The organism is Pseudomonas sp. Pseusp18, from assembly GCF_059506005.1.
This window is the reverse complement of sequence record NZ_CP169240.1, coordinates 3,592,735-3,618,880: the sequence shown is the minus strand read 5'-3', so window position 1 is coordinate 3,618,880 and position 26,146 is coordinate 3,592,735. Positions and strand designations below refer to the sequence as shown.

Annotated in this window: 14 protein-coding genes; 10 read left to right on the top strand and 4 right to left on the bottom strand. The window is 61.1% G+C overall.

Annotated features, from left to right (window positions below):
• The first annotated feature begins 131 nt into the window (after positions 1-131).
• From tpx to ACEN9A_RS16145, 7 genes are all read left to right on the top strand, one after another.
• Positions 132-632: a thiol peroxidase gene (gene tpx, locus ACEN9A_RS16175; RefSeq protein ID WP_018926141.1), complete on the top strand. Its 501-nt coding sequence runs from the start codon at positions 132-134 to the stop codon at positions 630-632.
• A gap of 179 nt (positions 633-811) precedes the next feature.
• Complete coding sequence (locus ACEN9A_RS16170; RefSeq protein WP_258668613.1) at positions 812-2,128, top strand: MdtA/MuxA family multidrug efflux RND transporter periplasmic adaptor subunit; 1,317 nt, start codon at positions 812-814, stop codon at positions 2,126-2,128.
• Entirely contained in the window at positions 2,125-5,220 is a 3,096-nt protein-coding gene (locus ACEN9A_RS16165) for an MdtB/MuxB family multidrug efflux RND transporter permease subunit (RefSeq protein WP_258668612.1), read from the top strand. The genes ACEN9A_RS16170 and ACEN9A_RS16165 overlap by 4 nt, the downstream gene beginning before the upstream one ends.
• A 247-nt stretch (positions 5,221-5,467) precedes the next feature.
• A complete protein-coding gene (locus tag ACEN9A_RS16160; RefSeq protein WP_258668611.1) occupies positions 5,468-8,575 on the top strand; it encodes an efflux RND transporter permease subunit in 3,108 nt (1,035 codons plus the stop codon).
• Positions 8,572-10,053 (top strand): efflux transporter outer membrane subunit, encoded by a 1,482-nt coding sequence (locus ACEN9A_RS16155; RefSeq protein WP_258668610.1) that lies wholly within the window; start codon positions 8,572-8,574, stop codon positions 10,051-10,053. Before ACEN9A_RS16160 ends, ACEN9A_RS16155 begins: the two co-directional genes overlap by 4 nt.
• Positions 10,054-10,313: 260 nt before the next feature.
• On the top strand, positions 10,314-12,449 hold the full coding sequence (locus ACEN9A_RS16150; protein WP_258668609.1) for a putative bifunctional diguanylate cyclase/phosphodiesterase: 2,136 nt from the start codon (positions 10,314-10,316) through the stop codon (positions 12,447-12,449).
• 193 nt (positions 12,450-12,642) lie between these two features.
• Positions 12,643-13,389, top strand: coding sequence for an SDR family oxidoreductase (locus tag ACEN9A_RS16145; RefSeq protein ID WP_018926135.1), 747 nt, complete (start codon positions 12,643-12,645; stop codon positions 13,387-13,389).
• Positions 13,390-13,471: 82 nt separating this feature from the next.
• Here the strand turns inward: ACEN9A_RS16145 and mapR are convergent, their stop codons facing one another.
• The 3 genes from mapR to ACEN9A_RS16130 all read right to left on the bottom strand — a co-directional run bounded on the left by mapR (position 13,472) and on the right by ACEN9A_RS16130 (position 16,915).
• Positions 13,472-14,881 (bottom strand): GntR family transcriptional regulator MpaR, encoded by a 1,410-nt coding sequence (gene mapR / locus ACEN9A_RS16140; protein ID WP_018926134.1) that lies wholly within the window; start codon positions 14,879-14,881, stop codon positions 13,472-13,474.
• Between the two features lie 174 nt (positions 14,882-15,055).
• A complete protein-coding gene (gene ccoG, locus ACEN9A_RS16135; RefSeq protein ID WP_258668608.1) occupies positions 15,056-16,486 on the bottom strand; it encodes a cytochrome c oxidase accessory protein CcoG in 1,431 nt (476 codons plus the stop codon).
• A 195-nt stretch (positions 16,487-16,681) separates the two neighbouring features.
• Complete coding sequence (locus ACEN9A_RS16130; RefSeq protein ID WP_258668607.1) at positions 16,682-16,915, bottom strand: DUF3203 family protein; 234 nt, start codon at positions 16,913-16,915, stop codon at positions 16,682-16,684.
• 264 nt (positions 16,916-17,179) lie between these two features.
• Here ACEN9A_RS16130 and ACEN9A_RS16125 point away from each other — a divergent pair, with 264 nt between their 5' ends.
• The 3 genes from ACEN9A_RS16125 to glgB all read left to right on the top strand — a co-directional run bounded on the left by ACEN9A_RS16125 (position 17,180) and on the right by glgB (position 24,931).
• Positions 17,180-19,177 (top strand): alpha-1,4-glucan--maltose-1-phosphate maltosyltransferase, encoded by a 1,998-nt coding sequence (locus ACEN9A_RS16125; RefSeq protein WP_258668605.1) that lies wholly within the window; start codon positions 17,180-17,182, stop codon positions 19,175-19,177.
• A 178-nt stretch (positions 19,178-19,355) separates the two neighbouring features.
• The gene (gene treS / locus ACEN9A_RS16120; RefSeq protein ID WP_258668603.1) at positions 19,356-22,697 is read left to right on the top strand and encodes a maltose alpha-D-glucosyltransferase; all 3,342 of its coding nucleotides are present in this window, start codon (positions 19,356-19,358) and stop codon (positions 22,695-22,697) included.
• A 2-nt stretch (positions 22,698-22,699) separates the two neighbouring features.
• The gene (glgB, locus tag ACEN9A_RS16115) at positions 22,700-24,931 is read left to right on the top strand and encodes a 1,4-alpha-glucan branching protein GlgB (protein WP_258668602.1); all 2,232 of its coding nucleotides are present in this window, start codon (positions 22,700-22,702) and stop codon (positions 24,929-24,931) included.
• A 109-nt stretch (positions 24,932-25,040) separates the two neighbouring features.
• Here the strand turns inward: glgB and ACEN9A_RS16110 are convergent, their stop codons facing one another.
• Complete coding sequence (locus ACEN9A_RS16110; protein WP_258668601.1) at positions 25,041-26,105, bottom strand: autotransporter domain-containing protein; 1,065 nt, start codon at positions 26,103-26,105, stop codon at positions 25,041-25,043.
• Positions 26,106-26,146 lie beyond the last annotated feature (41 nt).

The following is a 26,146-nucleotide window of genomic DNA, read 5'->3' as shown; positions in this document are numbered from 1 at the left end:
TGTTGAATTGCAGGTTTGCCTCTCCCGCCACTCATGACAATTTGTGTTTTTGCATAGGTCCCCGGCTCATTTCGTGGTTAACTTCGGCCTCGTCAAAATTCTCTACATCAACGTTCAGAAGGACTCCGTTCATGGCTCAAGTCACTCTTAAAGGCAACCCGGTTCAAGTCAACGGCCAACTGCCACAAGCCGGTTCCCAGGCGCCAGCCTTTTCCCTGGTTGCCGGCAATCTGTCCGACGTGACACTGGCGAGCTTCGCCGGCAAGCGCAAAGTGTTGAACATCTTCCCAAGCGTCGACACCCCGACCTGCGCCACCTCCGTGCGCAAGTTCAACGCCCAGGCCAATGACGTGGCCAACACCGTCGTGCTGTGCATCTCCGCCGACCTGCCGTTCGCCCAAGCCCGCTTCTGCGGCGCCGAAGGCCTGGAAAACGTACAGAACCTGTCGACTCTGCGCGGTGCCGAGTTCAAGGAAAACTACGGCGTGGCCATCGCCGATGGTCCACTCAAAGGCCTGACCGCCCGTGCCGTCGTGGTTCTGGACGAAAACGACAAGGTCCTGCACAGCGAACTGGTCAAGGAAATCGCTGAAGAACCGAACTACGACGCAGCGCTCGCCGTTCTGAAGTAAGCAAAGTTTTACAATTGTTAACGGCCTGGCTCTGTCCAGGCCGTTTTCATTTGTGCTTCAGTGTCTTAGCTAAACCTCCTGTTCCGTAAGCCAAAGGTAAATTGCCGGTAAAGGCGCTTTGCTTAATTCCCGCCAGTGCTTATCGTTCAGCCTCCCGTAGAAAAAAGCGCACGCGCCCAATGGTTGATCATTCCATGCAATCCTCCGCTTCCCGCAATCCTCGTCGCTGGCTGTTCGGCCTGCTTGTCCTGTTGGTCATCGCCGGCCTGTGCTGGAAGTTCTGGCCCGCTGGCAGCAGCCCGAAGGAGGGCGCAGGGCAGAAAGCCGTTGCCGGGCATACTGGTCGTTCGGGGGGGATGCGTCCGGGATTCGGCGGGGCGACGGGACCGGTTCCGGTGCGCGTGGCGCCGGTGGTCAAAGGCGATTTTCCGCTGTATTACAAGGCGCTGGGCACGGTCACGGCGCTGAACACCATCAATGTGCGCAGCCGCGTCGGTGGCGAACTGGTCAAGGTCTATTTCGAAGAAGGGCAGATGGTCAAGGCGGGTGACCTGCTGGCCGAGATCGATCCACGTCCTTATCAGAATGCCTTGCTCCAGGCCGAAGGCACCTTGCTGCAGAATCAGGCGCAATTGAAAAACGCCCAGGTCGACGTCGAGCGCTATCGTGGCCTGTACCGCGAAGACAGCATCGCCAAGCAAACCCTGGACACCGCCGAAGCGCTGGTCGCCCAGTATCAGGGCACGGTCAAGACCAATCAGGCGGCGGTCAACGACGCCAAGCTCAATCTCGAATTCACCAAGATCCGCGCTCCGATCGCCGGGCGCGTGGGCTTGCGGCAGCTGGACGTCGGCAACCTCGTGGCGCCCAACGACACCACGGCGCTGGTGATCATCACCCAGACCCAACCGATCAGCGTGGCGTTTACCTTGCCGGAAAACAGCCTGGACACCGTGCTGACCCGCTATCGCACTGGCGCCAAGCTGCCCGCCGAAGCCTGGGACCGTGGCGACACCCAATTGCAGGCCACCGGCGTGTTGCAGAGCCTCGATAACCAGATTGACGTCACCACCGGCACCCTGAAATTCAAGGCCCGCTACGAGAACCGCGATCAAGCGCTGTTCCCGAATCAGTTCGTCAACGTGCACCTGCTGGCCGATACCCTTAAAGATGTGGTGCTGGCGCCCTCGGCGGCGATCCAGTTCGGCACCAACGGCACGTTCGTCTATGCGCTGGACGGCGACAAGAAGGTTGCCATCCGTCAGTTGAAAGTCGGCGCCAGTGACGGGGAAAACACCGTGATTACCGAAGGCCTGGCCGTCGGTGATCGGGTGGTGCTGGAAGGCACCGACCGCCTGAAGGACGGCAGCGAAGTGGAAGTGGTCAACGACAGCAAGGATGTACCGACCACCCCGACCGAACACCTGCAAGGCAAGTCAGCCGTCACTGCGCCTGACGCGATGGCCACCGACAAGGCGAAAAAGGGCGGCGCATGAACATCTCGCGGCTGTTCATCCTTCGCCCGGTCGCCACGACCCTGAGCATGCTGGCCATTATTCTCGCCGGTGTGATCGCTTATCGGCTGCTGCCGGTGTCGGCATTACCCCAGGTCGATTACCCGACCATCCGCGTCATGACGCTCTATCCCGGCGCCAGCCCGGATGTCATGACCAGCGCCGTGACCGCGCCGCTGGAACGTCAGTTCGGTCAGATGCCCGGCCTGACCCAGATGGCTTCGACCAGTTCCGGTGGTGCCTCGGTGCTGACCCTGCGGTTCAGCCTCGACATCAATATGGACGTCGCCGAGCAGCAAGTGCAGGCGGCGATCAACGCCGCGACCAATTTGCTGCCCAAGGATCTGCCCGCGCCGCCGGTGTACAACAAGGTCAACCCGGCGGATACCCCGGTGCTGACCCTGGCCATCACTTCCAAAACCATGCTGCTGCCCAAGCTCAATGACTTGGTCGACACCCGTATGGCACAGAAAATCGCCCAGATCAGCGGCGTCGGCATGGTCACTATTGCCGGCGGTCAGCGTCAGGCGGTGCGGATCAAGGTCAACCCCGAGGCCCTGGCGGCCAACGGCCTGAACCTGTCGGACGTGCGCACCTTGATCGGTGCCTCCAACGTCAACCAGCCCAAGGGCAACTTCGACGGCCCGACCCGGGTGTCGATGCTCGACGCCAACGACCAGCTGACGTCGCCCAAGGACTACGCCAACCTGATTCTGGCCTATAAAAACGGCGCGCCGTTGCGGCTCAAGGACGTGGCACAAATCGTCGATGGCGCCGAGAACGAACGCCTGGCGGCATGGGCCAATGAAAGCCAGGCCGTGCTGCTGAACATCCAGCGTCAGCCCGGCGCCAACGTCATCGAGGTGGTTGACCGGATCAAGGCCTTGCTGCCGAGCATCACCGACAACCTGCCGGCCGGCCTCGACGTCACCGTGCTCACCGACCGCACCCAGACCATCCGCGCCTCGGTCACCGACGTGCAACACGAACTGCTGATCGCCATCGCCCTGGTGGTGATGGTCACGTTCCTGTTCCTGCGGCGGGCCAGCGCCACGATCATTCCGTCGGTGGCGGTGCCGCTGTCGTTGATCGGCACCTTCGGCGTGATGTACCTCGCCGGGTTTTCGGTCAACAACCTGACCCTGATGGCGCTGACCATCGCCACCGGTTTCGTGGTGGATGATGCGATCGTCATGCTGGAGAACATTTCTCGATTCATCGAAGAGGGCGACAGCCCGCTGCAAGCGGCGCTCAAGGGTGCCAAGCAGATCGGCTTCACCCTGATTTCCCTGACCCTGTCGTTGATCGCGGTGCTGATTCCGTTGCTGTTCATGGCCGACGTGGTGGGGCGTTTGTTCCGCGAGTTCGCGATCACGTTGGCGGTGGCGATCCTGATTTCGCTGGTGGTGTCCCTGACCCTGACGCCGATGATGTGCGCGCGGTTGCTCAAGCGTGAGCCCAAGGAAAAAGATCAGGGCTGGTTCTACCGCTCCAGTGGCGCGACCATCGACTGGATGATCGCCGCCTACGGGCGCAAGTTGCAGTGGGTGCTCAAGCATCAGCCACTGACCTTGCTGGTGGCCATCGGCACCCTGGCATTGACCGTATTCCTGTACATGGTGGTGCCCAAGGGCTTTTTCCCGGTGCAGGACACCGGGGTGATCCAGGGGATTTCTGAGGCGCCGCAGTCGATTTCCTTCGCGGCGATGAGCGAGCGCCAGCAGGAATTGGCCAAGGTGATTCTGGCTGACCCTGCGGTCGAGAGCCTGTCGTCCTACATCGGGGTCGATGGCGACAACTCGACGCTTAATAGCGGTCGGTTACTGATCAACCTCAAGTCTCACAGCCACCGCAACCTGAGCGCCACCCAAGTCATTGCCCGCTTGCAACCGGAGCTGGACAAGCTGGTCGGCATTCGCCTGTTCATGCAGCCGGTGCAGGACCTGACCATCGAAGATAGGGTCAGCCGTACTCAGTACCAGTTCAGCATGTCGTCGCCGGATGCCGAGTTGCTCAACCTGTGGAGCGGGCGTCTGGTCGAAGCCTTGGCGCAACGGCCGGAACTGACCGATGTCGCCAGCGATTTGCAGGACAAGGGTTTGCAGGTTTATCTGGTGATCGACCGCGATGCGGCGTCGCGGGTCGGCGTATCGGTGTCGAACATCACCGACGCGCTGTACGACGCCTTCGGCCAGCGGCAGATTTCCACCATTTACACCCAGGCCAGCCAGTACCGCGTGGTGCTGCAATCGCAGTCCGGCGAGAAGATCGGCCCCGATGCGCTGAACCAGATTCACGTCAAGACCAGCGATGGCGGGCAAGTGCGCCTGTCCAGCCTGGCGCATGTCGAGGAGCGTCAGGCGCAACTGGCGATCACCCACATCGGCCAGTTCCCGGCGGTGATGATGTCATTCAACCTGGCGCCCGGCGTGGCGTTGGGGCATGCGGTGCAGATCATCGATCAGGTGCAGAAAGACATCGGCATGCCGATTGGCGTGCAGACCCAGTTCCAGGGCGCGGCCGAAGCATTCCAGGCGTCTCTGTCGAGCACCTTGCTGCTGATCCTGGCGGCGGTGGTGACCATGTACATCGTGCTCGGCGTGCTCTATGAGAGCTATATCCATCCGATCACCATCCTCTCGACCTTGCCCTCGGCGGCGGTCGGCGCCTTGCTGGCGCTGCTGTTGAGCGGTAATGACCTGGGGATGATCGCGATCATCGGCATCATCTTGCTGATTGGTATCGTGAAAAAGAACGCGATCATGATGATCGACTTCGCCCTCGAGGCTGAACGTAATCAGGGCATGGACCCGCAAGCGGCGATCTATCAGGCGGCACTGCTGCGCTTCCGGCCGATTCTGATGACGACACTGGCGGCGTTGTTCGGCGCGGTGCCACTGATGCTCGCCACCGGCTCCGGCGCGGAATTGCGCCAGCCGCTGGGTCTGGTAATGGTCGGTGGCTTGCTGGTGAGTCAGGTGCTGACGCTGTTCACCACGCCCGTTATCTACTTGTACTTCGACCGCCTGGGACGCCGTTTCGGCAAGTCCGACGCCGAAGAGGTGGAAGTATGATGGCGTCGGGCGGCAAACTCACACATGCGCACGCCCTCAATGCCAGGCGCACACTTTGTGGGAGCGAGCCTCTGTGGCGAGGGGGCTTGCCCCCGTTGGGTCGCGAAGCGGCCCCAAAAACTGCAATCGAGGTGCGCCAGGTACACCGCATGCGGTGGTTTTACGACTGCTACGCAGCCGTACGGGGGCAAGCCCCCTCGCCACAGAGGTTCGCTCCCACAGGGGTGGATGTCGGGAGTGGGCATCGATGAACCTGTCCGGACCTTTCATCAAGCGCCCGGTCGCGACGATGCTGCTGAGCCTGGCGATCATGCTGCTGGGCGGCGTGAGCTTCGGCCTGTTGCCGGTATCGCCACTGCCGCAGATGGATTTCCCGGTGATCGTGGTTCAGGCCAGTCTGCCCGGCGCGAGCCCGGAGGTCATGGCCTCGACCGTGGCCACGCCGCTGGAGCGCTCCTTCGGCACCATCGCCGGGGTCAACACCATGAGCAGCCGTTCCAGTCAGGGCTCGACCCGGGTGATTCTGCAGTTCGACCTGGACCGCGACATCAACGGCGCGGCGCGGGAAGTGCAGGCGGCGATCAACGCCTCGCGCAACTTGCTGCCGAGCGGGATGCGCAGCATGCCGACCTACAAGAAGGTCAACCCGTCCCAGGCGCCGATCATGGTGCTGTCGCTGACCTCGGATGTGCTGGAAAAAGGCCAGCTCTATGACTTGGCCTCGACCATTCTGTCCCAGAGCCTGTCCCAGGTGCAGGGCGTAGGTGAAGTGCAGATCGGCGGCAGTTCGTTGCCGGCGGTGCGCATCGAACTCGAACCCCAGGCGCTCAACCAGTACGGCGTGGCGCTGGACGATGTGCGTACCACCATCGCCAACGCCAACGTGCGCCGGCCCAAGGGCTCAGTCGAAGACGGCCAGCGGCTGTGGCAGGTCCAGGCCAACGATCAACTGGAAAAAGCCAAGGATTACGAGTCGCTGATCATTCACTACGCAGACGGCGCGGCCCTGCGCCTGAAGGATGTGGCCAAGGTCAGCGACAGCGTCGAGGACCGCTATAACAGCGGGTTCTTCAATGACGACGCAGCGGTGTTGCTGGTGATCAACCGCCAGGCCGGCGCCAACATCATCGAGACGGTCAACGAGATCAAGGCGCAGTTGCCGGCATTGCAGGCGGTGCTGCCGGCCAGCGTCAAGCTGAACCTGGCGATGGACCGTTCGCCGGTGATCAAGGCCACCCTGCACGAAGCGGAAATGACCCTGCTGATTGCCGTGGCGCTGGTGATTCTGGTGGTGTTCCTGTTCCTCGGTAATTTTCGCGCCTCGCTGATCCCGACCCTGGCGGTGCCGGTATCGCTGGTGGGCACGTTTGCGGTGATGTACCTCTATGGGTTCTCCCTGAACAACCTGTCGTTGATGGCGCTGATTCTGGCCACCGGGCTGGTAGTGGACGATGCCATCGTTGTGCTGGAGAACATTTCCCGACACATCGACAAGGGCGTACCGCCGATGAAGGCCGCGTACCTCGGGGCGCAGGAAGTCGGCTTCACGCTGCTTTCGATGAACGTCTCGCTGGTGGCGGTGTTCCTGTCGATCCTGTTCATGGGCGGGATCATCGAAAGCCTGTTCCGCGAGTTTTCCATCACCCTGGCGGCGGCCATCGTGGTGTCGTTGCTGGTGTCGCTGACGCTGACGCCGATGCTCTGCGCGCGCTGGCTCAAGCCGCATACGCCGGGGCAGGAAAACCGTCTGCAACGCTGGAGCCAGCGGGCCAATGAGTGGATGGTCGGCAAATACGCCACCAGCCTCGACTGGGTGCTGCGTCATCGCCGACTGACCTTGCTCAGTCTGATCGTGACAATTGGCGTAAACATTGCGCTGTATGTTGTTGTTCCTAAAACCTTTCTTCCACAGCAAGACACCGGCCAGCTGATCGGTTTCGTGCGTGGCGATAATGGCCTGTCGTTCAGCGTGATGCAGCCGAAGATGGAAACCTTCCGCCGCGCGGTGTTGAAAGACGAAGCGGTGCAAAGCGTCGCCGGGTTCATCGGTGGCAACAACGGCACCAATAACGCGTTCATGCTGGTGCGGCTCAAGCCGATCAAGGAACGCAACCTGTCCGCGCAGAAAGTCATCGAGCGTTTGCGCAAGGAAATGCCCAAGGTGCCCGGTGCGCAGTTGATGCTGATGGCCGACCAGGACCTGCAATTCGGTGGCGGTCGCGAGCAAACCACCTCGCAGTATTCCTACATCCTGCAAAGTGGCGATCTCGGTGCGTTACGCGAGTGGTATCCGAAAGTCGTTGCCGCCTTCAAGGCCCTGCCTGAGCTGACGGCGATCGACGCCCGCGAAGGCCGTGGCGCCCAGCAAGTGACGCTGATCGTCGATCGCGACCAGGCCAAGCGGCTGGGCGTGGACATGAACATGGTCACGGCGGTGCTGAACAACGCCTATAGCCAGCGGCAGATTTCGACGATCTACGACAGCCTCAACCAGTATCAGGTGGTGATGGAGGTCAATCCGAAATACGCCCAGGACCCGGTCACCCTGAACCAGGTCAAAGTGATCACTGCTGACGGCGCGCGAATTCCGTTGTCGACCATCGCCCACTATGAAAACAGCCTGGAAGGCGACCGGGTCAGCCACGAAGGCCAGTTCGCTTCGGAAAGCATCGCCTTCGACATGGCCGAAGGGGTGACGGTGGAGCAGGGCTCGGCAGCCATCGAACGAGCGATTGCCAAGGTCGGCCTGCCGGAAGACGTGATCGCGAAAATGGCCGGCACCGCCGACGCCTTCGCCGCCGCACAGAAGAGCCAGCCGTGGATGATTCTCGGCGCGCTGGTCGCGGTGTATCTGGTGCTGGGTGTGCTGTATGAAAGCTACATTCATCCGCTGACCATTCTTTCGACCTTGCCGTCGGCCGGGGTCGGCGCGCTGCTGTCGATCTATGTGCTGGGCGGTGAGTTCAGCCTGATCTCCTTGCTCGGGCTGTTCCTGCTGATCGGCGTGGTGAAGAAAAACGCCATTCTGATGATCGACCTGGCGCTGCAACTGGAACGGCACCAAGGCCTGGAGCCGCTGGAATCGATCCGCAGCGCCTGCCTGCAACGGCTGCGACCGATTCTGATGACCACCCTGGCGGCGATCCTCGGTGCCTTGCCGCTGCTGCTGAGCCGCGCCGAAGGGGCGGAAATGCGTCAGCCGCTGGGCCTGACCATCATCGGCGGGCTGGTCTTCAGCCAGGTGCTGACCCTTTACACCACCCCGGTGGTTTACCTCTATCTCGACAAACTGCGCCATCGTTTCAACCGCTGGCGTGGGGTGCGTACCGATGCTGCTCTGGAAACTCCGCTATGACTGACCGTTCGCTTCTCAACCTGGCTGCACCGCTGATCACGGCCCGAGGCTCGCGTTTGCTGAGCTTGTCGCTGTGCGTGGCAATGCTCAGCGCCTGCGCCATCGGCCCGGATTACCAGCGCCCGCAAACCGCCGCACCTGCGCAGTACAAAGAGGCGGCCGGCTGGCGTCAGGCCAACCCCAGCGACTCGTTGGCGCGCGGTGCCTGGTGGGAGCTGTATGGCGATCAGCAGCTCAACGGCCTGATCGAAAAGCTTAACAGCGCCAACCAGACCGTTGCCCAGTCCGAGGCCCAGTTCCGTCAGGCCCAGGCCTTGGTGCGCAGTGCCCGGGGGGCATTTTTCCCGACGGTGGACCTGACTGTCAGCAAGAACCGCTCCAGCCAGGGCACCGGCAGCAGCAGTTCGAGCCTGAGCAGTTCGTCCAGCGGCATCCGTGACACTTATTCGGCACAGGCCGGGGTCAGTTGGGAAGCCGATATCTGGGGCAAATTGCGCCGAGGCCTGGAAGCCGACACGGCCAATGCCCAGGCGAGTTTTGCCGACCTGGCGGCGATGCGCCTGAGCCAGCAATCGGAGCTGGTGCAGAACTACCTGCAATTGCGGGTGATCGACGAACAGAAACGCCTGCTGGAAGCGACAGTCGAGGCCTATCAGCGCTCGCTGAAAATGACCGAAAACCAGTACCGCGCCGGCGTCTCCGGCAAGGATGCGGTGGCCCAGGCCACCACTCAGCTCAAAACCACTCAGGCGGAAATGGTCGACCTGATCTGGCAGCGCGCGCAGTTCGAGAACGCCATCGCCGTGCTGATCGGCCTGCCGCCGGCCGAATTCAGCCTGGCCGAAACCAAAGACATTCCGGCGTTGCCTCAAGTGCCGCTGAGCCTGCCTTCACAGTTGCTGGAACGCCGTCCGGACATCGCCTCCGCCGAGCGCTCGGTGATGGCCGCCAACGCCAACATCGGCGTGGCCAAAGCTGCCTATTACCCGGACCTTACCCTGAACATGAACGGCGGTTATAGCAGCAGCACCTACGCCAACTGGATCAGCCTGCCGAACCGTTTCTGGTCGGTCGGCCCACAACTGGCCATGACCCTGTTCGACGGTGGCCAGCGCTCGGCGGAGGTCGATCGCAGCGAAGCGGCCTACGACGAGACTGTCGCCAAATACCGCCAGACCGTGCTCGATGGTTTTCGCGAGGTAGAAAATTACCTGGTGCAGCTCAAGGTGCTGGAAGACGAAGCGGTCGTGCGCCAGGAAGCTCTGGATGCGGCGCGCGAGTCCCTTCGCTTGACCCAGAACCAGTACAAGGCCGGGTTGATCGCTTATCTGGATGTGGTGGTGGTTCAGGCCACGGCGTTGAACAACGAACGCAACGTGCTGAACTTGTTGCAGAGTCGGTTGATTGCCAGCGTGCAATTGATTGCCGCGCTGGGCGGTGGGTGGGACGGGCAGCTTCAGGTGAGTGACAAGCAATAACCCCGTCCCTGTGGCGAGGGAGCTTGCTCCCGCTCGGCTGCGAAGCAGTCGCAAACCGATTGATCCGGTTTTGACTGAATGTACGCGTGAGCATCTTTGGGACGGCTTCGCCGTCCAGCGGGAGCAAGCTCCCTCGCCACAATCATCTTGGTGGCCTTTTGATTACTTTGTGAGTGCGTTCGTCCGCGGAATCAGTACAATCGCCGGCTTTGCTCCCCGAGAACAAACACAGTATGGCGGGGGCTGTTGCGAGAAATCCCATGCTCATTGGTAGTTATTCCCTTACGCTGGTTTTCATATCGCTGTGCGTGGCGATACTGGCCTCTTATACCGCGCTTGACCTCACCGGACGCATCGCCACGGCCAAGGGCCAAGCGGTGCATTTATGGACGGCGGGCGGCGCTTTTGCGATGGGCATCGGCGTGTGGTCGATGCATTTCATCGGCATGCTTGCGTTCACATTGCCGATCGACCTGGGCTACGACACCACCCTCACGGCACTGTCGCTGTTGATCGCGGTGCTGTCTTGCGGCTTTGCCCTGTGGCTGGTCAGTCAGCCACGGTTGCCGGCCTGGCAACTGGCGTTCGGCGCGCTGGTCATGGGCGCTGGTATCAGCGCCATGCATTACACCGGCATGGCCGCCATGCGCATGCAGCCGGGCATCGATTACGACCCGACTCTGTTTGGCGCGTCGCTGCTGATTGCCGTCGGCGCGTCGGGCGCGGCGTTATGGATCGCTTTCCGCCTGCGCCAGCACACGCCGCATGTTCGCCTGTTCCGTGCGGGTGCTGCAGTCATCATGGGTATCGCCATCGTCGGCATGCACTATACCGGCATGGCCGCGGCGCGCTTTGCCGTCGGCAGTTTCTGTGGTGCGGCGGTCAGCGGCTTGAACGGCAAGGGGCTGGACAGCCTGGTGCTGATCACCACCTTGGCGATACTGAGCATCGCCTTGCTGACGTCGATCCTCGATGCCCGCCTGGAGGCTCGCACTGCGGACCTCGCCCATTCGCTGACCGTGGCCAACCGCGAACTCACTCAGCTGGCCCTGCACGATACCCTGACCGGTTTGCCCAACCGCATGTTGCTGGCCGACCGTATCGATCAGGCCATGTCGAAAGTGCAGGAGCAGGGCGGCTGTTTTGCGTTGATGTTCATTGATCTGGACGGCTTCAAACCGGTCAACGATGCGTTTGGCCATCACATGGGCGACCAGCTATTGCGCGAAGTTGCACTGCGCCTGCGCGAAGACCTGCGTAGCCAGGACACCCTGGCGCGGATCGGCGGCGACGAGTTCGTGTTGCTGGTGCGCCTGAACGAGCCGAACGATGCGCTGAGCCTGGCGGAGCGTCAGGTCGGGTTGATTGCGCGCTCGTTCCGGGTCGCCGAACATGACTTGCAGATTTCCGCCAGTGTCGGCATCGCGCTCTATCCGGGCAACGGTCAGACGGCCGATGAGTTGCTGATGAACGCCGATGCCGCGATGTACCACGCCAAAGGCGCCGGGAAAAACGGTCATCGCTTCTTCGACGCCTCGATGAACAGCAACGCGCGCAAACAGCTGCAATTGCTCCAGGACTTGCGCAGTGCCGTCGATCAGCAACAGTTCAAACTTTATTACCAGCCCAAATTCGACGCCGGTCATGGCCGACCGGTGGGCGCCGAGGCGTTGCTGCGCTGGGAGCATCCGACCTTGGGCCTGCTGCAGCCGGACACGTTCATTGACCTTGCGGAGAAGACCGGGCTGATCATTCCGATTGGCGAGTGGGTGCTCAACGAGGCCTGCCGGCAGATGCGCGAGTGGTACGTGCTCGGTTACACCGATTGGCGTATCGCGGTGAACCTCTCGGCCTTGCAATTCTGCCATGCGGGGCTGGTGCAGAGCGTTGCCAAAGCCCTGGCCACCCATCATCTGCCGGCCAACAGCCTGACCCTGGAAATCACCGAAACCACCGCCATGAGCGACGCCGATGCGAGCATGACGGTGTTGCAGGAGCTGTCGGAAATGGGCGTCGACCTGTCCATCGATGACTTCGGTACCGGCTATTCGAGCTTGATGTACCTCAAGCGCCTGCCGGCTAATGAGCTGAAGATCGACCGGGGTTTTGTCCGCGATCTGGAGCACGATAGTGACGACGCGGCCATTGTCTCGGCCATCGTCGCCCTGGGCCAGGCGCTGGGCCTGCGGATCGTCGCCGAAGGGGTGGAAACCGGTGTCCAGCAGGACTTCCTGACCCAGCTGGGCTGCGACTCGTTGCAGGGCTACCTGCTCGGGCACCCGCTACCGGCCGATCGCTTCATGGTCGACATTCACCGAGCGGAACAGGTTGGGGACGTCGTACCTGTAGCAGTTGCCGAGCCTGCGAGGCTGCGTTCGGCGGCGAAGCCGTCGTAAACCCTGCATGCAAGGTTGTACCGACACACCGCGATAGCCCATTTCACGACGGCTTCGCCGCCGAACGCAGCCTCGCAGGCTCGGCAGCTGCTACAAGATGTACCATGCCCCTTGATGTGGACCCATGCAAAACCCGCCAATGGCGGTTATTCTTGGCCCCGACTGCTTACGCTTGGAACGGGGGAAAGCCAGCATGGACAAAGTTATCGTCATCACCGGCGGCAGCCGTGGAATCGGCGCCGCCACGGCCCTGTTGGCCGCCGAACAAGGTTATCGGATCTGCATCAATTATCAGTCCGACGAACAGGCGGCGCTCAGTGTGCTGGAGCAAGTCCGCGCACGCGGTGCTCAAGCCATCGCCGTGCGTGCCGACGTCAGCATCGAAGACGAAGTGATCGCTCTGTTTCATCGGGTGGACACCGAACTGGGCCGGGTCACGGCGCTGGTGAACAACGCCGGCACCGTCGGGCAAAAGTCGCGAATCGACGAAATGTCGGAATTCCGCATTCTGAAAATCCTCAAGACCAACGTCCTGGCGCCGATCCTCTGCGCCAAACACGCGATTTTGCGCATGTCGCCCAAACACGGCGGGCAGGGCGGCAGCATCGTCAACGTCTCCTCGGTCGCCTCGCGTTTGGGCTCACCCAACGAGTACGTGGATTACGCCGCGTCAAAGGGGGCGCTGGACACCTTCACCATCGGCCTGTCCAAGGAAGTGGCGGGCGAGGGGATTCGCGTCAATGCGGTGCGTCCGGGTTACATCTACACCGATTTCCATGCATTGAGCGGCGATCCGGACCGGGTCAGCAAGCTGGAATCGGCGATTCCGATGGCACGCGGTGGGCGGCCGGATGAAGTGGCGGAGGCGATTGTGTGGTTGTTGTCGGATAAGGCGTCGTATGCGACCGGGACTTTCGTCGATCTTGGTGGTGGGCGGTAGAGATCAGGAGCAAGATCAAAAGATCAAAAGCAAGATCAAAAGATCGCAGCCTTCGGCCGCTCCTACGCGCCTGTGGGCGCTGTTAAAAGGACCTGACAATCCGCCCCAACGTCTCCATCGCCTTCTCCGAATCCTCGGTCCACGGGCTGCCGTAATTCAACCGGATACAATTTCTGAACCGCTGGGTCGGTGAGAAAATCGGCCCCGGTGCAATGCTGATCCCCTGCGCCAATGCCATCTGGAACAACTTCAACGAATCCATCTGCGGCGGCAGTTCCAGCCACAGGAAGTAACCGCCGGCCGGTTGGCTTACGCGGGTCTGGGCCGGGAAGTAGCGGGCGATGGCGGCGAGCATGGCACTTTGCTGTTCTTCCAGGGCGTAACGCAGTTTGCGCAGGTGCCGGTCGTAGCCGCCGTGTTGCAGGTAATCGGCGATGGCGGCCTGGGCGGGCATCGAAGCGCACAGCGAGGTCATGAGTTTCAGCCGTTCGATTTTCTGCGCATAGCGCCCGGCGGCGACCCAGCCGATGCGGTAGCCGGGGGCCAGGCTCTTGGCGAACGAACCGCAATGCATCACCAGCCCTTCGGTATCGAACGCCTTGGCCGGTTTTGGCGCCTGTTGGCCGTAATAGAGCTCGGCGTAGACGTCATCCTCGATCAGCGGCACCTGATGGCTGCGCAACAACTCCACCAGTTCCTGTTTCTTCGCCTCGGGCATGGTCGCGCCCATGGGGTTCTGGAAACTGGTCATGCACCAGCAGGCCTTGATCGGGTGCCGTTCCAGGGTCTGGGCGAGTACGCCGAGGTCGATGCCGTCTCGCGGGTGGACGGGGATTTCCACGGCTTTGAGCTTCAGCCGTTCCAGCACTTGCAGGCTGGCGTAAAACGCCGGGGCTTCGATGGCCACCAGATCGCCAGGCTCGGTGACGGCTTGCAGGCACAGGTTCAGCGCTTCCAGCGCACCGTTGGTGATCAGCAGTTCTTCCATCGGCAGCATCAGCCCGCCGACCATGTAGCGCAGGGCGATTTGCCGACGCAGTTGCGGGTTGCCCGGCGACATGTCGGTGACCACCATGCGCGGGTCCATCTCCCGGGAAGCACTGGCCAGCGAGCGGGACAAGCGCTGCAGCGGGAACAGCGTGGGGCTGGGGAAGGCCGAGCCGAAGGGTACTGTGGTCGGGTCCTTGATCGAGTCCAGCACTGAGAACACCAGTTCGCTGACGTCGACTTCGGTGGACTCGTTGACCTGGCTGCTGATCACCGGCTCCGAGAACGGGCTTGGTGCATGCGCATTGACGAAGTAGCCGGAACGCGGTCGCGCGCGGATCAGGCCACGACGTTCGAGCAGGTAATAGGCCTGGAACACCGTGGACGGGCTGACGCCGTAGGTCTGGCTGGCGTAGCGTACCGACGGCACCCGATGGCCGGGGCCAAGTACGCCGGAGCGGATCAGTTCAGCGATGTCGTCGGCGAATTTTTCGTAGCGTTTCATCGAGTGCCCGGTTAGTGAATTGTGCATTTTGTGGCGAGGGGGCTTGCCCCCGTTCGGCTGCGCAGCAGTCGTAAACCAGACTGCTCGATATATCTGAATAATGTAGGGGGCCGCTTCGCGACCCAACGGGGGCAAGCCCCCTCGCCACAGGACAAAGGATTGCATCTTAAAGGCTCAGCGGTTCATCGGTGCAACAAACCGGCTCTTGGCCACGCTATAGATGTCCGGCTCATCGCTGTCGACAATTTTGAAACTGATCGTCTGCGAGCTGCTACTTGGCCGTTCCGTGGTCATCGCCACCGACACCGGCACATCGACAATTTCACCGGGGGCCAGGCTCAGTTCGGTCTTGCCTTGCAACTGGAAGCCGTCGTCATCGACCAGCGTCAGACGGTAATCCTGACGTTGCTGGGTCTTGTTGATGACCTTCAGGCTGTAGATGTTTTCGATCTGGCCTTCACTGTTCTCGCGGAACAGGCCACGGTCCTTGCTCACGTCCAGCGACACCATCGGCCGTTCCACCAGGGCCAGGGCGAAGGCGCCGATCATCACCAACAGCACCGCGGTGTAACCGATCAGGCGCGGGCGCAGCAGGTGGGTCTTGCCACCCTGCAATTGATGCTCCGAGGTGTAGCTGATCAGCCCTCGGTCGTAACCCATTTTGTCCATGATCGAATCGCAGGCGTCGATGCATGCGGCGCAACCGATGCATTCCATCTGCAAGCCATCGCGGATGTCGATGCCGGTCGGGCAAACCTGGACGCACACCTGACAGTCGATGCAATCGCCCAGTCCGACCTCGGCGGGTTTCACTTCACGTTTGCGCGGGCCACGGTTTTCGCCGCGAGCCACGTCGTAGGAAATGGTCAGGGTGTCCTTGTCGAACATCACGCTCTGGAACCGCGCATACGGGCACATGTGCATGCACACGGCTTCACGTAGCCAGCCGGCGTTGATGTAAGTGGCGCCGGTGAAAAACAGCACCCAGAACAGGCTGACACCGCCGATTTGCAAAGTCAGCAGCTCTTCGGCCAGGGGCCGGATCGGTGTGAAGTAGCCGACAAAGGTCAGGCCGGTGAGCAGGCTGATCGCCAGCCACAAGGTGTGTTTGGCCGAGCGGCGGAGCAGTTTGTTCAGGCCCCAGGGCGCGGCTTGCAGCTTGATCCGCTGGTTGCGCTCGCCTTCGGTGATCTTCTCGCACCACATGAAGATCCAGGTCCAGGAGCTCTGCGGGCAGGTGTAACCGCACCAGACCCGGCCTGCGAACACGGTGATCGCAAACAGACCGAAGGCGGCAATGATCAGCAGCGCCGACAGCAGGATGAAATCCTGGGGCCAGAAGGTCGCGCCGAAGATGTGGAACTTGCTTTCGGACAGGTCCCAGAGCACCGCCTGGCGGCCGCCCCAGTTCAGCCACACCGTGCCGAAGAACAGCAGAAACAGAAACCCCGCGCCGCTCATGCGCAGGGTGCGGAACAGGCCGGTGAAGCTGCGGGTGTGGATCAGGTTGTCGCTGGACTTGGCCTTCATCTTTGGACGCGAAGGCTCGTTGTTTTTTATGAATGAGGCAGGTTCAACGGTTCGGACGGGGATTCTATCGCTCATGGTCTTTCGCTCATCAGCCTCCATCAGGCCTGAGCACTATGACCAGCGATCTGTTTGCATAACAGACTCAGCTAACGCAATAAAAAGCGGATCAGATGGATTGCCAACACCCGCCTGCGACAACTTGATGCACCCGCAAGGGCGGGCTGCAAGTGCCTGTGTCAGGCGCTGGCGGGGTGTGTTGATACGGGTCAGTCAAATCACCGAATCACTGTTCGTGGCCTTCAAATGCCGGCGACCGTCCACGGCGCCTGCTACGGTCAATGCATCGGCTTCTGCTTCGGTGATGTAGAAGCGCTGGCCGTCGAGGTCCACTGCCGACATGGATTTTTCCTCGTCAGTGATTATGGTGATATCAGGGCAAAGGCGAATTTCTTCGCTGTCCTCGGTGATGAAGAAGCAGGTCTGGTTTTCGATTCGCAAAGTCATAGAGGAGGCCTTTTTGCGGATTCATTAAGTGTTAGGACGCATTGGCCGGTGATTGTTCTGTGCAACCGATAGATGGCGTGAGTCGTGCTTAAGTTAGTTGACCCGTGCCGGGAGGATTCGATTCCCGAAAGACCTGGCAGATCCCTCTGAACTTTGCCGGCGCCTGTCGCTCGGAAGCTATGTAAGTTCATCCCGGGGCAGACTGCTCCGTGTGAACGATGACCAGGCACAAGAGCGTCCTTGGGGCGTAAGGAGAGATGCTCGATGACCGCTGAAAAACCCACAGAACTGAGCTACAACCCGCATATACCGCTGTCCCAGGCGTTACTGCTGCCGCGTATCGTGATTGAAAACACCATGCCGACCCTCGATGGCGGGCAATTCGCCGTTAAAGCCGTGGTCGGTCAGGACGTGGTGGTGACCAGCAAAGTGTTTGCCGACGGTCACGACAAACTGGCCGTGCGCATCCGCTGGCGTGCCGAAGGCGACGACACCTGGCAGAGCGAGGTGATGGCCGAACTGGGCAATAACGGCTGGAAGGGCCAGTTCCGTGTCGAGAAGCAGGGCCGCTATGTGTTCTGCCTTGAAGCGTGGATCGATCAGTACGCCAGCTTTTGTTATGAGCTGGAAAAAAAGCACATGGCCGGCGTCTCGGTCAGCCTGGAGCTGCAGGAAGGGCGCACTCATGTGCAGCAGGCGGCCGAACGCAGCGAAGGCCAACTGAGCGAACAACTGGCGGCGTTGCACCATGAGTTGTCCGGTCTGCTCGAAACCGAGCAGGTCGCCTTGTTTTTGCACCAACGCAGCGCGGACTTGATGGCCCAGGCCGACCATCGGCCCTTCGTGAGTCTGAGTCCTGAGTACCCGGTGGATGTTGAGCGGGAGTTGGCGCAGTTCGCCAGTTGGTATGAATTGTTCCCGCGCTCGATCACTGATGACCCGACCCGGCATGGCACCTTCAACGATGTGCATACGCGGCTGGCGATGATCCAGGACATGGGTTTCGACGTGCTGTATTTCACGCCGATCCACCCGATCGGCCGCAGCTTCCGCAAAGGCCCGAATAACTCGCTGACCGCCGGCCCTGACGATCCGGGCAGCCCTTACGCCATCGGCAGCGAAGAAGGCGGGCATGAGGCGATTCACTCGGAACTGGGCAGCCGCGAAGATTTTCGCCGGCTGGTCGCGGCGGCGGCCGAGCACGGGCTGGAAGTGGCCCTCGACTTCGCGATTCAGTGTTCCCAGGATCACCCGTGGCTCAAACAGCATCCGGGCTGGTTCAACTGGCGGCCGGACGGCACGATCAAATACGCCGAGAACCCGCCGAAGAAGTACCAGGACATCGTCAACGTCGATTTCTATGCCGTGGACGCGATTCCCAGCCTGTGGGTCGAGTTGCGCGACATCGTGGTGGGTTGGGTCGAGGAGGGCGTGAAGCTGTTTCGCGTTGATAACCCCCACACCAAACCGTTGCCGTTCTGGCAGTGGTTGATCGCCGATGTGCGGGCGCTGTACCCCGATGTGATTTTTCTGGCGGAAGCCTTTACCACGCCGGCAATGATGGCGCGTCTGGGCAAGGTCGGTTATTCCCAGAGCTACACCTATTTCACCTGGCGCAACACCAAGACCGAACTGGCGACCTATTTCACCGAACTCAACGAGTCGCCGTGGCGCGAATGCTACCGACCGAATTTTTTCGTCAATACGCCGGACATCAACCCGGCATTCCTGCATGACTCCGGGCGCCCCGGTTTTCTGATTCGTGCCGCGCTGGCGACCATGGGCTCCGGTTTGTGGGGCATGTATTCGGGCTTTGAACTGTGTGAAGCGGCGCCGGTGCCGGGTAAGGAGGAGTACCTCAATTCCGAGAAGTACGAGATTCGCCCACGGGACTTCACCGCGCCGGGCAACATCATTGCCGAAATCGCCCAGCTGAACCGCATCCGCCGGCAGAACCCGGCGCTGCACACGCACCTGGGCCTGAAGGTCTACAACGCCTGGAACGACAACATTCTGTACTTCGGCAAACGCAGTGTGGACGGCAGCAATTTCATTCTGGTGGCCGTCAGCCTCGATCCGCATAACGTCCAGGAAGCGAATTTTGAATTGCCGCTGTGGGAAATGGGCCTGCCCGACGATGCCAGCACCCAGGGCGAAGACTTGATGAACGGCCACCGCTGGACCTGGCACGGCAAGTACCAGTTCATGCGGATCGAACCGTGGCATCTGCCGTTCGGGATTTGGCGGATTACCGCTTCTTGACTGTGGCGAGGGGGCTTTTGTGGCGAGGGGGCTTGCTCCCGCTGGGTCGCGCAGCGGCCCCAGACAATATGTCAGTCACACCTCTTTTGCAGGTTTTACGACTGCTTCGCAGCCGAGCGGGAGCAAGCTCCCTCGCCACAGGTCCGGCGGTTTTATTCGAATTAAACAGGAGTTTCAAATGGCGAAGAAACCCAGGTCAGCCACCTTCATCAAAGACCCGCTCTGGTACAAGGATGCGGTGATCTACCAGGTTCACGTTAAGTCTTTTTTCGACTCCAACAATGACGGGATCGGCGACTTTCCCGGCCTTATCGCCAAACTCGATTACATTGCCGATCTGGGCGTCAACACCATCTGGCTGTTGCCGTTCTACCCCTCGCCACGACGCGACGATGGCTATGACATCGCCGAATACCGTGGCGTGCACCCCGACTACGGCACTCTGGCCGATGCCAAGCGTTTCATTGCCGAGGCCCACGAACGTGGCTTGCGGGTGATTACCGAACTGGTCATCAACCACACCTCGGACCAGCACCCGTGGTTCCAGCGCGCGCGCAAGGCCAAGCCCGGCTCGGCGGCCCGCGACTTCTATGTCTGGTCCGATAACGACCAGAAATACGACGGCACCCGCATCATCTTTCTCGACACCGAGAAGTCCAACTGGACCTGGGATCCGGTGGCCGGTCAGTATTTCTGGCACCGCTTCTATTCCCACCAACCGGACCTGAATTTCGACAACCCGCAAGTGATGAAAGCGGTGCTGTCGGTGATGCGCTACTGGCTCGACATGGGCATCGACGGCCTGCGGCTGGACGCGATCCCGTACCTGATCGAGCGCGACGGCACCAACAACGAAAACCTCCCCGAGACCCACGACGTCCTCAAGCAGATCCGCGCCGAGATAGACGCCAATTACCCCGACCGCATGCTGCTGGCCGAGGCTAATCAGTGGCCGGAAGACACTCAGTTGTATTTTGGAAACACCGACGCCAAAGGCCAGAACGGCGACGAATGCCACATGGCGTTTCACTTCCCGCTGATGCCGCGCATGTACATGGCGCTGGCCCAGGAAGATCGTTTCCCGATTACCGACATTCTGCGCCAGACACCGGAAATCCCTGCCAACTGCCAGTGGGCGATTTTCCTGCGCAACCACGATGAACTGACCCTGGAAATGGTCACCGACAAGGAGCGCGATTACCTGTGGAACTACTACGCGGCCGACCGTCGGGCGCGGATCAACCTGGGGATTCGCCGGCGTCTGGCGCCATTGATGGAGCGCGATCGTCGTCGCGTGGAGCTGCTCAACAGTCTGTTGCTGTCGATGCCCGGCACGCCGACCCTGTATTACGGCGATGAAATCGGCATGGGTGACAACATCTACCTCGGCGACCGCGACGGTGTGCGCACGCCGATGCAATGGTCAATCGACCGTAACGGCGGCTTTTCCCGCGCCGATCCGGCCAGCCTGGTGTTGCCGCCGATCATGGACCCGCAATACGGCTATCTGTCGGTTAACGTCGAAACCCAGGCCGGTGATCCTCATTCATTGTTGAACTGGACCCGGCGCATGCTCGCGATACGCAAGCAGTCCAAGGCCTTCGGTCGCGGCACGCTGAAGATGCTGTCGCCGAGCAATCGACGGATCCTGGCCTATACCCGCGAATTCACCGGGGCGGACGGCAAGCACGAGATCATTTTGTGCGTGGCCAACGTGTCCCGCAGCGCACAAGCGGCGGAGCTGGATTTGTCGGCGTATGTCGGCATGGTCCCGGTGGAGATGCTCGGCGGCAATGCGTTTCCGCCGATCGGCCAGTTGAATTTCCTGTTGACGCTGGCGCCTTACGGCTTCTATTGGTTCGGCCTGGCGGCGGAGAACCAGATGCCGAGCTGGCACGTGGAGCCGGCGCAAAGCCTGCCGGATTTCACCACCCTGGTGCTGATGAAGCGCATGGAAGAGCTGCTCGAAGCGCCGTCCCGGCACTCGCTGGAGCAGGGTATTTTGCCGAGCTGGTTGCAGAATCGCCGCTGGTTCGCCGGTAAGGACGGCACCATCGACAGCGTCAATCTCGCTTACGGCGTGCGCTTCGGCGACCCGCAGCATCCGGTGCTGTTGAGTGAAATCGACGTCACCAGCGCTGGCCAGACCAGCCGCTATCAATTGCCGTTCGGCTTTATTTCCGAGGAACAGGTTGGCGCGGCGTTGCCGCAGCAATTGGCGCTGGCCAGGGTCCGGCGCGGTCGCCAGGTCGGCCTGATCACCGACGCCTTCAGCCTCGACAGCTTTGTTCATGCGGTGTTGCAGGGGTTGCAGGCCAGCACGGTGCTGCCGTCGGACGGTGGCGAGATCCGTTTCGAGCCAACCGACGAATTGGCCAAACTGGGGCTGAGCGCCGAGTCGGAAGTGCGTTACCTGTCTGCCGAGCAATCCAACAGTTCGGTGGTGATCGGCGCCAGTCTGGTGTTGAAGTTGATCCGCAAGGTCGCGTCAGGGGTGCACCCGGAACTGGAAATGAGCGCGTACCTGACCCATGCCGGTTTCAAAAATATTTCGCCGCTGCTGGGGGCGGTGATCCGTCGCGATGCGGCGGGCTTGGACACGCTGTTGATGATCGCCCAAGGTTACTTGAGCAATCAGGGCGACGCGTGGGAATGGACCCAGAACAACCTCGAACGAGCGCTTCGCGATGAGCTCGCCGATGCCGTGTCCGAGCAGGAGCAGCACTACAACGCCCTCGGCGAGCTGAAGGATTTTGCCGGCATGCTCGGCCAGCGCCTGGGGGAGATGCATCAGGTACTGGCGACCCCAAGCGCCAACCTGGACTTTGCCCCACACATCATGAGTCAGAAAGATGCCCTGGCCTCGGCCAAGGACGTGGCGGCGCAGCTGGAGCATGCACTGAAGCTGCTCAAGCAGCATCAAACCGAACTGAGCGCGGCGGATCAGGCATTGGTCAGCCGATTGCTGGACAACAAAAAAGCCATCCTCAGCCATGTTCAGGAGTTGGGTAAAAAGACTGCTGGCGGCTTGCGTATTCGCGTCCATGGCGACTTGCACCTGGGGCAAGTGCTGGTGATCAAGGGCGATGCCTACCTGATCGATTTTGAGGGTGAACCCGCGCGGCCGCTGCGTGAGCGCCGCGGTAAACACAGCCCCTATAAAGACGTCAGCGGCGTGTTGCGCTCCTTCGATTACGCCGCGGCGATGGCGATCAATGTACACAACGTCGACAACACGGCGGATGCCCAGGCGGCGCGTCAACGGGTCGCCGATCGCTATTTGAAAGAGGCGCGACAATCATTTGTCGACGCTTATCGGCTGGCGGCAGCTAGTCTTGCTCATGCATGGCAAGATCCCGAAGGCGAGGACGCTGCGCTGGCGTTGTTCGGGCTGGAGAAGGCGGCTTATGAAGTGGCCTATGAGGCGGAAAATCGCCCCACCTGGCTACCGGTGCCGTTACACGGTTTATATGGATTATTGAGTGGGCTTAAACCCTTTTCCGATCTTGGTGGAGAGTAGTCATGAGTTTCTCGAACAAGGAACAGGGGCACGTTAAAGAGGCGCTGCTGCCCAAGGCGCGGGACATCGACGCATTGGTACGCGCCGAACATCAGGATCCCTTCTCAATTCTCGGCCCGCACGGCGATGGCGCCGGCGGGCAATTCATTCGGGCCTATCTGCCGGATGCCTTGAGTGTGCAAGTGGTGGACAAGGCCTCCGGAGAAGAACTCGGCAGCCTTGAGGCCACCCAAACCCCGGGGCTGTTCGTCGGTCATTTCGAACAGGCACGGCCCTATTTGTTGCGAACCCGTTGGGCCGGCGGCGAGCAACTGGCCGAAGACCCCTACAGCTTTGGCCCGTTACTCGGTGAGATGGACTTGTACCTGTTCGCCGAGGGCAATCACCGCGACCTGAGCGGTTGCCTCGGCGCACAGCTGAAGACGGTCGATGGCGCGGATGGCGTGCGTTTCGCCGTGTGGGCACCGAATGCCAGAAGGGTCTCGGTGGTCGGCGATTTCAACGTCTGGGACGGTCGTCGGCATCCGATGCGCCTGCGTCATCCTTCCGGTGTCTGGGAGTTGTTCATTCCGCGCCTGCAAGCGGGGGAAGCCTACAAATACGAAATCCTCGGCGCCCACGGCATTCTGCCGCTCAAGGCCGACCCGATGGCCCTGGCCACCGCGCTGCCTCCGGACACCGCATCAAAAGTCGCCTCGCCACTGAAAGTCGACTGGCAGGACCAGGACTGGATGCAGTCCCGCAGCGAGCGTCAGCGAACCAGTGCACCGCTGTCGATCTATGAGTTGCATGCCGGTTCCTGGCAATGCGAACTGGATGACCTGGGCGAAGTCGCCCGTCAGTACACCTGGCCCGAGCTGGCCGAGCGGCTGATTCCGTATGTGAAAGAGCTGGGTTTCACTCACATCGAATTGATGCCGATCATGGAACATCCGTTCGGTGGTTCGTGGGGTTATCAACTGTTGTCGCAATTCGCCCCGAGCGCCCGTTACGGCTCGCCGGATGAATTTGCCGCTTTCGTCAACGCCTGTCACCAGGCCGAAATCGGCGTGATCCTTGATTGGGTGCCGGCGCATTTCCCGACCGATGTCCATGGCCTGGCGCAGTTCGACGGCACCGCGTTGTACGAATACGGCAACCCGATGGAGGGCTTTCACCAGGACTGGGACACGCTGATCTACAACCTGGGCCGCACCGAGGTGCACGGCTACATGCTGGCGTCGGCGCTGCACTGGCTCAAGCATTTCCATGTCGATGGACTGCGGGTCGACGCAGTGGCGTCGATGCTGTATCGCGATTACTCGCGCAAGGCTGGCGAGTGGGTGCCCAACCGTCACGGCGGTCGGGAGAATCTGGAGGCCATCGATTTCCTTCGCCATCTCAATGACGTGGTGGCCCTGGAAGCACCGGGTGCACTGGTGATTGCCGAAGAGTCCACCGCGTGGCCGGGTGTCAGCCAGAGCACGCAACAGGGCGGGCTGGGTTTTGCCTATAAGTGGAACATGGGCTGGATGCACGATTCGCTGCATTACATTCAGCAGGATCCGGTGTACCGCGCCCATCATCACAATGAACTGAGTTTCGGCCTGGTGTATGCCTGGTCCGAGCGTTTCATCCTGCCGATTTCCCACGACGAAGTGGTACACGGCAAGCATTCGCTGATCGACAAAATGCCCGGCGACCGTTGGCAGAAGTTTGCCAACCTGCGGGCTTACCTGAGTTTCATGTGGACCCATCCGGGCAAGAAACTGTTGTTCATGGGCTGCGAGTTCGGCCAGTGGCGCGAATGGAATCACGATCAGCAGCTGGACTGGTACTTGCTGCAATATCCGGAACACCAGGGTGTGCGCAAACTGGTCGGCGACTTGAATCGGTTGTATCGCGAAGAGCCGGCCCTGCACGATCAGGACGATGTACCGCAGGGCTTCCAGTGGTTGATCGGCGACGACGCGATCAACAGCGTTTATGCCTGGCTACGCTGGAGCAAGGAGGGCAGGCCGGTATTGGTGGTGGCCAACTTCACCCCGGTGCCGCGTCAGTCCTACCGCGTCGGCGTGCCGTTTGCCGGGCGCTGGGTCGAGTTGATCAACAGCGACGCCGACACCTATGCCGGGTCCAATTACGGTAACGGTGGCGGGGTGTTCACCGAGGAAGAACCGAGCCATGGGCAGGCTCTTTCCCTGGTGTTGAATTTGCCGCCGTTGGCGGTGTTGATTTTGCGGCCGGAGGGGTGATCGAAAAGATCGCAGGCTTCGCCAGCTCCTACGGGATCGGGGCCGTCCCAGGTGGGCGGGACAACGCTGAACTGTAGGAGCTGCCGAAGGCTGCGATCTTTTGATCTTTTTACCACCGCATCCGCACCCCGAGGCTGCCAATCAACCCGTTCAAATCATTGTCATCCACATTGCTGCTGTAATCGGCGCTGATATACAGGCTGACCAAAGGCGTCATCCTGGCCACCAACCCCAGGCCTACGTCCACTGTCGATGAATTGCGGCTGCTGCTGATTTTGTCGACCTGATCCAGGCTCACGGTGTTGCCGGTGTACACCGTGTGCCACACGTTGGTCCGCACATAGGGTTCGACCGGCAAGCCATTGATATCGTAACTGCCTTTCAAACGTGCACCGACCCGTCCGCTCCAGGACGTCAGGTCGCTGGACGAGGCGTTGCCTGACCCGGCATACGGCGTATCCAGCGTGATGCGTTGATTGATCAACTGCGCTTGGGGTTCAACCACCCAGTTTTCGCTCAGGCCAATCGGGAAACCACCTTCCACCGACACTGTCATCGCGCTGCCTTCGGTGGTTTGTCGCACGCCCTGGTCGTTGCGGCTAAAACCGCTGACCCGGCCGCCGCTGGCCGTCAAGTCGACGTGCCAGCCTTGCGGCCCGGTCAGGCTCCAGTAGGCACCAAGGCTCTGGCCTTGAAGGTTGAGCGTGTCGTGGCTGGGGTCGGCGAGGGCGCGGCTGGTCAGCAGGCCGTTGTCGTTGCCCTGGAATTGAGCGGTGCCGCCGATCAGTCCGACCCGTTGGGTACTACCGCTGTTGCTTTGCACGGTCAGGAGCGCCGGGCCTTTGAATTCGCTGGCTCCGGGGATCGTGCCCTGGGCCAGATAATCGGTTTGGGCCTGCCGCGACGTCGGGCCATAGGCGTGGTCCCAGGCCAGGGGCGCGGCGTCTTCGATCGTCAGGCGTGAGCTGGGTAAGTCTGAGTTGACGCGTAAGCGGTCGGGATACGTGGCCAAGCCGAAGGGCAAGGTAATTGTCGGCAATTGCTGGCTGTACCAGGGCGTTGTTTCGTCCTCGGCAGACGACGCTCGCACCTCCATGGATGAGCACAGCAGGAGTGAACCGGAGACAACGCAAAAAGTGAATTTTATCTCTTGTGGGGTGAATGAAGTTCTCATGGAGGTCTACCTTGCAATCGCATGCGTATCTCGCTGTGGCG